The organism is uncultured Tessaracoccus sp. (genome assembly GCF_947255005.1).
In the GTDB taxonomy this organism is placed as follows: Bacteria; Actinomycetota; Actinomycetes; order Propionibacteriales; family Propionibacteriaceae; genus Arachnia.
The window spans coordinates 1-2509 of sequence record NZ_CAMYFI010000135.1 but is presented as its reverse complement, the minus strand read 5'-3'; the positions used below and the strand labels follow the sequence as shown (position 1 = coordinate 2509).

Here is a 2509-nt window from a genome sequence, read left to right as displayed (position 1 = left end):
CCTCCTCGAGGTCGGCGGATTCAAACCCCGACTACACCCTCGATTGTGAAGAGCCTATTAACCTCATTATCGACCAGACCATCAACGAGCTGCTGGGGGCTAGTGCGTGATGGCCAAGATGAAAGCTCCGAAGGCGGGCAGTAGCAAGATCGCTAAAGCCGTTGTCGATCGTCTCGAGGTGGGGAAGAAGATCCCTGCAAAAGCGCGCACACCTCGCCCGAAACCCAAGGCCGACGCGACACCGCCCGCGCCGCACCCGACATCCAAACCGAACACCGATCCCAAGGCGCCTCACCCCAAGTACCCAGATCGTAATGCCGACGGAACCTACCGCGGCGGCGACGCACCCAACGGGGGCAAGGTGGCAGAACAACGACGGCTCGATTTGCTGGAACGTCGCTACGGTCGCATCGAGCGGCGACAAGTTAAGTCGACTGTTCCTGGATCGAACCATGGTCGTTTCTATGATGGCCTCGCCAAGAACCCGGACGGCACCTACACAGCTATTGAAGTCAAGAGCGGCAACGCCCGACTCACCCCCCAGCAGCGCGAATTCGATACTCTAGTCTCGCGAGAGAATCCTGCCCGTGCCAAGCTTGATGGCAAGGAAATCGTCATTACCAAAGTCATCCTGTCCGATAAGGCGTGACCCGCAACGAAAGGTATGTAGAACGAATGTCTCCAGTGGAATGGCTCCCGGCTGCAACCATTGATGGAGAGCTCTCCGTGCAAGCGAAGATCGAGATGGAGTACGGCTTCCTTCCTGGAATGCAGCGCATGCAACCTGGAAAGACCACCACTTATGTGTTGTGGCATTATCCGTCTACGGAGGAGTTTGCGCATCCGAAGTCTCTTGACAATTATCTTCAGTGCGCCGGCACCGCCGAGTGCATGACGCTCGAGCTTCGTGTTACCCACGATGACGGCAGCCACACCCACTGGGTGTTGGGCCGAGAACCGCTCACGGGTGGTGAGAGTGAGCGGGTTGTGTGGGATACGGGGCAGACCATGGTGCATCCAGAAGAGGTGTGGACTGCTGAGCAGGCTGCTCCCTTGTTTGAGCAGTATGCGCGTGAGCGCACCATCCCCGACTGGGTCCATCGCCGCGAGCTCGACATCTGAGTCAGCCCTTTCCAGTAACTCGGCAGCGGGTTCCTGACTCTTGAGCTACCAACTCACACTCAGATATGGAGAATCAAGGGTCCCTGTTTGAGTGTGGGTTGGTGGTTTTGTGGCCGCGAGTTCTTGTTCTGGGCGGGGGCGAGTGTTGGTTGTAGCCTTTTGTCGCTTCCCTGCAGAAGCGCGCACGTCCTGCCCGCGCCAGGCTCGAAGGCGAGGAAATCGTCATCACCAGGGCGCATCTTTCAGATGGCGCCTAGTCAAACACAAGGAATCAGAAAACATGACCTCAACGGGCTGGGAACCAGCGGTTACTATCGATGGCAAGACTTCGTATCAAGCTGGCATACACGTTGACTTTGGCTTCCAGCAGCCGCTTGCACGTATGGGGCCAGCAGGAGCCACCACTCTCGTGTTGTGGCATTATCCGTCTACGGAGGAGTTTGCGCATCCTGAGTCTCTTGATAATTATCTTCAGTGTGCTGGGACTGCTGAGTGTATGACTGTTGAGCTTCGTGTTACCCACGATGACGGCACCTACACTCACTGGATCCTGGGTCGAGAGCCGCTGACGGGTGGTGAGAGTGAGCGGGTTGTGTGGGATACGGGGCAGACCATGGTGCATCCGGAGGAGGTCTGGACTGCTGAGCAGGCTGCTCCCTTGTTTGAGCAGTATGCGCGTGAGCGCACTGTTCCGGATTGGGTGCATCGCCGCGAGCTCGACATCTGAGTCAGCCCTTTCCAGTAACTCGGCAGCGGGTTCCTGACTCTTGAGCTACCAACTCACACTCAGATATGGAGAATCAAGGGTCCCTGTTTGAGTGTGGGTTGGTGGTTTTGTGGCCGCGAGTTCTTGTCCTGGGTGGGGGCGGGTGTTGGTTGTAGCCTTGTTGTTGATTCCCTGCGGAAGTGCGTACGTCCTGCCCGTGCCATGCTCGAAGGCGACGAAATCGTGATACTAAAGTCATCCTCTTAGATAAGGCGTGACCCGCAACGAAAGGTATGCTGAACGAATGTCTTCAGTGGGATGGCTCCCTGCTGCAACTATCAACGGCAGCACTTCTTACCAGACGAAAATCGAGATGGAGTACGGCTTCCTTCTTGGAATGCAGCGCATGCAACCTGGAAAGACCACCATTTACGTGCTGTGGCATTATCCTGCGGATCAGGAGTTTTCCCATCCTGAGTATCTTGACAACTATCTTCAGCGTGCTGGGACTGCTGAGTGTATGACTGTTGAGCTTCGTGTTACCCACGAGGACGGCACCTACACTCATTGGGTCCTGGGTCGGGGGCCGCTTTCGGGTAGTGAGAGTGAGCGGGTTGTGTGGGATACGGGGCAGACCATGGTGCATCCAGAAGAGGTGTGGACTGCTGAGCAGGCTGCTCC

The 2509-nt window shown here is 56.8% G+C and carries 4 protein-coding genes; all 4 read left to right on the top strand.

The window, feature by feature from the left end; all coding sequences use genetic code 11:
• Positions 1-109: 109 nt before the first annotated feature.
• Positions 110-649, top strand: coding sequence for a hypothetical protein (locus Q0X61_RS13305; protein ID WP_297743380.1), 540 nt, complete (start codon positions 110-112; stop codon positions 647-649).
• A gap of 26 nt (positions 650-675) precedes the next feature.
• A complete protein-coding gene (locus Q0X61_RS13300) occupies positions 676-1122 on the top strand; it encodes a hypothetical protein (protein ID WP_297743379.1) in 447 nt (148 codons plus the stop codon).
• 496 nt (positions 1123-1618) lie between these two features.
• The gene (locus Q0X61_RS13295; RefSeq protein WP_297743378.1) at positions 1619-1849 is read left to right on the top strand and encodes a hypothetical protein; all 231 of its coding nucleotides are present in this window, start codon (positions 1619-1621) and stop codon (positions 1847-1849) included.
• 253 nt (positions 1850-2102) lie between these two features.
• A partial coding sequence (locus tag Q0X61_RS13290) for a hypothetical protein (protein WP_297743377.1) occupies positions 2103-2509 on the top strand: 407 nt, incomplete at its 3' end.